Origin of the sequence: Paenibacillus sp. P3E (assembly GCF_001909045.1) — a bacterium.
Classification (GTDB): domain Bacteria; phylum Bacillota; class Bacilli; order Paenibacillales; family Paenibacillaceae; genus Paenibacillus_AQ; species Paenibacillus_AQ helianthi.
Genome location: NZ_LVWH01000208.1, coordinates 26,193 through 32,867 on the forward strand (window position 1 = coordinate 26,193; position 6,675 = coordinate 32,867).

Below are 6,675 nucleotides of genomic sequence, written 5' to 3' on the forward strand. Positions count from 1 at the left end.
TATCAAATACGAAGGTAGTGAAAGTACATATGCTCACTCAGCGTTGTGACAGCTCCATCGCTCATCCCCATAGCTTCTGTATCCCCACGCGGATGGCAAATCTTAACGGATTATCGATCAGTGGAGATCCCGATACCGGGCAACAGCATTCTATTTTGATGATTGTAACCGGCGGGAACGGCACCATTGAGCTTGAAGGGAAACAGCATAACCTTACTTGCGGAACCCTGCTGTGCTGCTCCAGGACGCTAAGCGTTTCCTTACATCCACAATACCAGCTTCATGGGTTATGGATTGAATACTCCACCTTGCTTCCGCAGCAAGCCGGGGCCAATCCCTTGAACAACGGCATACCTTTGAATGCAGGCAGCTCAAAAGCTTGTACACTAGCTTCAGAACTGCTAAAAACCTGGGAGGCGCCGGCACAGGATAATCCGTTCGCCCTGCAGAAGCTGTTCTCGGAGCTTCTGGTAGAGCTGTACCGAACAAAAGTGGATTGTGCCCAAACATCCGTGCAATGGCTTGATCAAGTACTGCAACATATAGAAACGCATTATAACGAAGATTTGACAAGAGTACAGATGGCAGAACTGGCCGGGGTCAGCCCGGAACATTTCTCACGCACCTTCCGCAAGGCCACGGGTCAAACCTTTAACGAATATCTTACCTTACTTCGGATCCGCAGGGCACAGCAGCGTATACTGACAGACAGACCGAATTTAACCGCACTGGCGCAGGAGGTTGGCTATGGCGAAGGAACCTATTTAAGCAGAAAATTCAAGCAGGTGGTCGGCGTATCTCCGGCAGCCTACCACCGCAAGAACAAAAGAATTGTTACTCTGAATTTCAATCACACCGCCAGCTTAAGAGCGCTAGAAGTCATGCCTGAACTGGGTGTGTATTCAAGCTGGATGGAGCGTCTTGAGCTTGCCCCTTCCCAGGATAAATTGCGGTTTGAAGAGACAAGCACCGCTTCACTCTACCAATCAGTAGCCGCAGCACGGCCTGATGTTATCATCAGCTATAGCCTTACCGCTGAGAGCAAGCTGCTGCTGCCGGTCGCACCGGTAATTGAGCTGCCTTTTATGCATATGGGCTGGCGGGAGCAATTCCGGCAGATCGCCGCCATTGCAAACCGAGTGCCGCAGGCTGAGGCTTGGCTGAGCCGCTATGGTGAGCTGTGTCATGAGGCCAATCTGGAATTGGACCGGCTGATCGGAACGCGCGGGACAGCCATAGTCTGGGAAATTGGCGAAGATACCGCTTATTCCTACAGCAGCAGCTTTGGGCATGGATGTCAGATCCTATATGGTGATCTGGGTTTCCGCCCGCCTGCTGCCCTGCTGGAGCAAGGCCTGCAACGCAGCGGTTATTTGAAAGCACCCACCCAGACTATCGCTGCTTATCCTGCTGAACATATTTTCATTACCAGTATACCCACAACGCATGAAGGACTGGAGCAGTTCTCAGCGCTGCTGCACTCCTCAAGCTGGAAGGAACTTGACGCAGTTCACAATGGCCATGTCTATCAACTACACCAGCCGGATTTATTCTATGGCTTCGATCCCTTATCCTCGCTGGCGCAATTGAAAATGATCATGCAGACAATCACATCACAAATTTACATAGTGTGAGATCACATCAGACCATAGTCTTCACTGGGTGAAGTCTGTAAAGTATAAATGAGAATGATAATCATTGTACATAAGGAGGCACACAAGTTGAATCATCTGCAACAACGCAGCGCGAAACAAAGACATTGGCTCATCTTTTCCCTGCTGCTGGCAATAACCTTATTAGCTTCAGCCTGCGGAAACAATACTTCCAAGGGAAGTGCCGCAAATACAGGAAACGCCACCGAAGCCCCCCCTGCTTCACAGCAACCGGAGCAGACGGTGGAACCCGCTGCATTCAAAACGGTTACAACCATAAACGGGGAGATTAAAATCCCGGTTAAACCGAAACGCATCGTTGCCGAGGAATACCTGGGCAGCCTGATTGCCCTGGATACTATTCCTGTCGGCGCTCCCGGCCTGACACTGGAGAATATGTACTTCAAAGAAGCCCTTGCCGGCATAGCTGATACCGGAACCTACGGGAAAATGTCACCCGAAAGGATCCTCGAACTTGAACCCGATCTGATTATTTCCGGTATGGCCGACAGCTACGAGGCCTTAAGCCAAATCGCTCCAACCATCATCGTGCCTTATGGGGATCTAAAAAATACTCATGAAGAGTTAACTTATTTCGGAAAGCTGCTGGGTAAAGAGCAAGAAGCCAAGGACTGGCTGGCTCAATACGACAAGCGTATTGCTGAAGCCAAAGCCAAGGTGGACGCAGTCATCCCTGCTGATGCTACCTTCAGCATCCTCGAGCATGGCGACAAAGCCACTTGGGCTTATGGAGACAACTTTGGACGCGGTGGACAGCCTGTCTATCAGGCGCTGGGCCGCAAGCCTCCTGCTGGAGTTGCTAAGGAAATCATGGAGAAGCAGTGGGCTGAAATTTCTGCTGAGATGCTGAACAAATATGCCGGGGATTACCTCATCATAACCGACAACGAACAAACCGTGCAGGACTACAAGGATGATCCGATCTGGGGTAGCCTGCCTGCGGTCAAAAATGATCATATTTATGTCTGGAAGGAAGGGAAATCCTGGTACTATGATCCCATTGCCGTTCTTTCCCAAACGGAAGAGCTTGCGGCTTGGCTCACCGCCGGACAAAAATAATGCAAGTCAATCCATAAACACCAAAAGAGCCAGATTCCTATCTTAGGAAATGGCTCTTTTGCGTTATTTACCGTAAAGTTATACCGGAAGATATATTGATTAGGTACGCCGCATATATGCCCGCACGGTGATGGGCGCAAAGACCGCCACAATGACAGCAGCTCCTACGAGGGAGTAGACCAGATCCGAGCCTATGGTTCCTAAGTTAACCAGATTACGGACGGCTGTAACCAGATGCGATATCGGGTTCATTTTGACGAACCATTGAAGCCAGTCCGGCATCGTATCCACCGGCACAAAAGCATTCGACAGGAAGGTCAGTGGGAACAGCACGATCATGGATATCCCCTGTACACTGGAAGCTGTACGTGCAATAACACCGAAGAAAGCAAAGATCCAGCTGATGGCCCAGGAGCAGATAATGACCAGCACACCGGCCATGACAACATGCCCGAATCCGCCTTCAGGACGTAGTCCCATCACATATCCCATCGCAAACGTAAGCACAGTCGCAATCGTATAGCGGACTGTGTCTGCAAGCAAGGCTCCGGCAAGCGGGGCTATCCGTGAGATCGGCAGAGACTTGAAGCGGTCAAAGACGCCCTTTTCCATATCCTCACGCAGCTGTACGCCTGTCACAATCGAAGTTGTGATTACGGTCTGCACGAGAATTCCGGGGATGATCACCGGCAAATAATTGTGGATATCCCCGGAGATCGCGCCCCCAAAGATATACGTAAACATCAGGGTGAAAATAATCGGCTGAAGCGTAACATCGAACAATTGTTCAGGGGTGCGTTTGATTTTGAGCAGCCCCCGATAGGCCATCGTTAATGAATTCCGCACCGATTGGCCGAAGCTCGTGTGGTTTTTGAGCTGGCGTTCAGCGCCTGGCTTAATGAATGTACTCATACTGTTTACCCCTCCATTTAGTTTGACTTGGCGGACGCCAACGTGGATTTATCTTCTGCCCCATGCCCCGTAATACTTAGAAAAACCTCGTCGAGCGTTGGCTTCTGCACACTCAGCTCAGCCAAAGAAATCCCCGCCTCACGGAGGGCAATCAGCAGATCAGTGACCCGGTCCGCATCCCCCATAGGTGCAGTAATGTTCGCAGATTCCGCTGATATAATGGTTTTTACATTCAGCACCCGTTCAACGGTCTGACGGGCAAAGCCGATGTCAAGCGGATTCTGAACTTTTAACTGCAGGGACGAAGTACCCACAGATGATTTCAGCTCATCTACTGTGCCCTCAGCGACTACCCCGCCATGGTCGATTACAGCGATCCGGTCAGCCAACTGATCCGCCTCTTCAAGATATTGTGTGGTTAACAGAACTGTTGAACCGGACTGAATCAACCGGCGGATGGTGTCCCACATCTGATTCCGTGTACGCGGGTCCAGACCGGTCGTCGGTTCGTCCAGGAAAATGAGCGGCGGCTGCGCAATCAAACTTGCGGCCAAATCCAGCCGGCGGCGCATACCGCCCGAGAAGTTTTTAAGCGGACGTCTGGCAGCCTCTGTTAATCCAAATTCCTCGAGCAGTTCCTCGGACTTGCGCCGCGCTTCGGCACGTCCCAGGCCGAGCAACCGGGAGAAAATCACCAGATTCTCAGTGGCACTGAGCGACTCATCTACTGAAGCATATTGTCCGGTCACACCAATCAGCTGACGCACAATCTGCGGCTCCTTCACCACATCATGCCCGAAAACCCTGGCGGAGCCGGCATCCGGCCTTAGAAGCGTCGCAAGCATCCGGATTACTGTAGTCTTACCTGCCCCATTCGGACCCAGTACGCCATATATTGAACCTGTAGCCACTTTAAGATCCACACCATCTACCGCGCGATTGTCCCCGAAAATTTTGACAAGCCCCTCTGCCTCGATGGCCCATTCTTTCTTCGAGGTTGCTGCCCTAAGTTGACTCATTTGTTACTCCTCCTTGACAACTAATATAGTTGGATCATAAATCGCTTATTTAAACTGAATATAAACATGTTATGTATTTCTTCTGTGCCGCTTCATTATAACGCCAACGGGTAAGCAGCTTAACGGTCTCCAAACGCATTTATCCCTCAGTCTCTGGATGTAGAAAGTAACCATTTCATGACAAAAAAAGGCCTGGGAAAAGGCATTTCGCCTTAAACCCAAGCCTTATATCTATTCATACGGCTTCTATTACTCGACAGGTACATTTGCTATAGTGACCGGTTCAGTAAATTTTGCAGTACCGCTTAATCTCAAGCGCATATTGGCTGCACCGGTGGTAGCTGGATTAATGGTTAGGGTTAAACTTCTGGTGGCAATACCGCTTGAATTGGCCGTTAGCGAAAAGGTTGAGCTATAGCCATACGATGACGGCCACGAACCGTCACTGTTCTTCACCTTTGCGACTTGCGTACCTGAACTGGTATAGACCCCAAGGCTATATCCGGAGGTCGTCGAGCCCGGTGTCAGACCGGAGAGTGTCACTTTCACCTCAAACTCATAATGATTAGGAAGCGTCGCCTGATGTTCGAATGCATATACAGGTGTTGTTGGAGTAGTGGAGCCGGCACCGTAAGAACCGGTCTTGAAAGTGGAAGAATCATACCATTTGTAGCCGGCAGCCGGCGCTGCCCAAGGTTCAGCCTGCGGCTCCGTGGAACTGGCAGGCGCTTCCCAGCTGTATACCGGAGTGGCCGTATCCAGGGTTAGGCCCGGTACCGAGGAGAATGTTGTATAGCTCTCCGGCGTAGCGAGCCAGTTCACCATGTTGACCAAAAGTGTGGCGTCATCCGCCTCCTCATAGCCGTCATAGGTTGTTTTGGTGCCGCCCGTCTCCTCTTTTTTGTATTTCGGCGTTGCATCCTCTACTGGAGAGGAGTCGCCTATAAAGCCTGCTTTACCTGCGCTAACCTTGGCTACCGCGACAAACGGCCCTTCCGCGACACCGCCGCCGTTATACACACCGGCATCCACTGCGCTGGACCAAGCGGTAGCCGTTGTCGGAACATAGACAATTCCCTTTGCCTTTGCCGGGTCGGTGATGGCAAGTGTGGAACCGGCGTGAACAGCCACGCTGGATACCCCGCTTGTAATATTGAAGGCTTGCGAAGGAGTCACGATATGGTTTGCCGTCACATCGCCTAGCGCGTTATAACGGAATCTCACACCGAAGTTCGAAGCCAGCCAATCCGAGCTCGATACTCCAGACATCGCCGGTGAAGCAGCTTCCTCCGCCCCCATACCCAGAGCAGGATTTCCCCAAGCTCCCCGCCGGTAGCCGTTGAAGACCTCGGAGGCATCGAAGCGGTTTTTGTTCCGGTCTGCGTTGTAATGGTCGCTGATGAAGAAAATGCTTCCCCCGCCTTGAACATAGTCAAGCAGTGCACTCTGCTCCGACGTCTTATACGGGATATTGGCTTCCGGAATGATGAATACATCGTAGCCAGACAGATCGGATAAGGTGATCGCAGTAGTCTTGCGAAGCTCTTTAATGTAGTAACCTTCGGCTGCCAGCCCGTTCGCAAAATCCGAAAAGCCGCCATCAATCACCCAATCGGCCGCACCGGCAGTCTGGGCATGCGTGTTATCGAACAATACCTTCTTGCCGTTCGCAGTGGCGGGGGTAATGCTGGGAGCCGGATCAGATGCTCCTTCGGCTTGAACCAGGGGTGCAGGGATAATTACGGCAGATGCCAGCATTGCGGCGACCGCCAGGCTTGTCCAGGTTGTACGCAGACGCGGGAAGCTTAGAAACATTCTTCATTCCTCCATTCTCTTCATAGGATTGAGGCCATTTCGGCTGCCCATAGAATAGCATAGTAAAATTTGGAATAGAAGAACCATTTGCTATTTTTTACATTTTTAAAACAATTTTATTCAAAGGATGACAAACCGGCGGGATGACTGAGCCAACATCCGCTATCGACAAATAGGTAACCTGTTGCGTATAATAT

General features: G+C 51.1%; 5 protein-coding genes. 2 read left to right on the top strand and 3 right to left on the bottom strand.

The window, feature by feature from the left end; translation table 11 throughout:
* Positions 1-17 precede the first annotated feature (17 nt).
* Entirely contained in the window at positions 18-1,634 is a 1,617-nt protein-coding gene (locus A3842_RS26100; protein ID WP_143186380.1) for an AraC family transcriptional regulator, read from the top strand.
* Between the two features lie 87 nt (positions 1,635-1,721).
* The gene (locus tag A3842_RS26105; protein WP_256701871.1) at positions 1,722-2,732 is read left to right on the top strand and encodes an ABC transporter substrate-binding protein; all 1,011 of its coding nucleotides are present in this window, start codon (positions 1,722-1,724) and stop codon (positions 2,730-2,732) included.
* A 99-nt stretch (positions 2,733-2,831) separates the two neighbouring features.
* Here A3842_RS26105 and A3842_RS26110 read toward each other — a convergent pair whose 3' ends face one another.
* The 3 genes from A3842_RS26110 to A3842_RS26120 form a co-directional block, all read right to left on the bottom strand.
* Positions 2,832-3,644, bottom strand: coding sequence for an ABC transporter permease (locus A3842_RS26110; RefSeq protein WP_074087946.1), 813 nt, complete (start codon positions 3,642-3,644; stop codon positions 2,832-2,834).
* 17 nt (positions 3,645-3,661) lie between these two features.
* Positions 3,662-4,663: an ATP-binding cassette domain-containing protein gene (locus tag A3842_RS26115; RefSeq protein WP_074087944.1), complete on the bottom strand. Its 1,002-nt coding sequence runs from the start codon at positions 4,661-4,663 to the stop codon at positions 3,662-3,664.
* 249 nt (positions 4,664-4,912) lie between these two features.
* A complete protein-coding gene (locus A3842_RS26120) occupies positions 4,913-6,478 on the bottom strand; it encodes a DNA-binding protein (RefSeq protein WP_074103262.1) in 1,566 nt (521 codons plus the stop codon).
* Between the last annotated feature and the right edge of the window lie 197 nt (positions 6,479-6,675).

Excerpts from the sequence above, each read along its gene's own strand:
- A3842_RS26110 (WP_074087946.1), bottom strand. The coding sequence starts at position 3,644 with ATGAGTACATTCATTAAGCCAGGCGCTGAACGCCAGCTCAAAAACCAC.
- A3842_RS26120 (WP_074103262.1), bottom strand. The coding sequence starts at position 6,478 with ATGTTTCTAAGCTTCCCGCGTCTGCGTACAACCTGGACAAGCCTGGCG.
- A3842_RS26115 (WP_074087944.1), bottom strand. The coding sequence starts at position 4,663 with ATGAGTCAACTTAGGGCAGCAACCTCGAAGAAAGAATGGGCCATCGAG.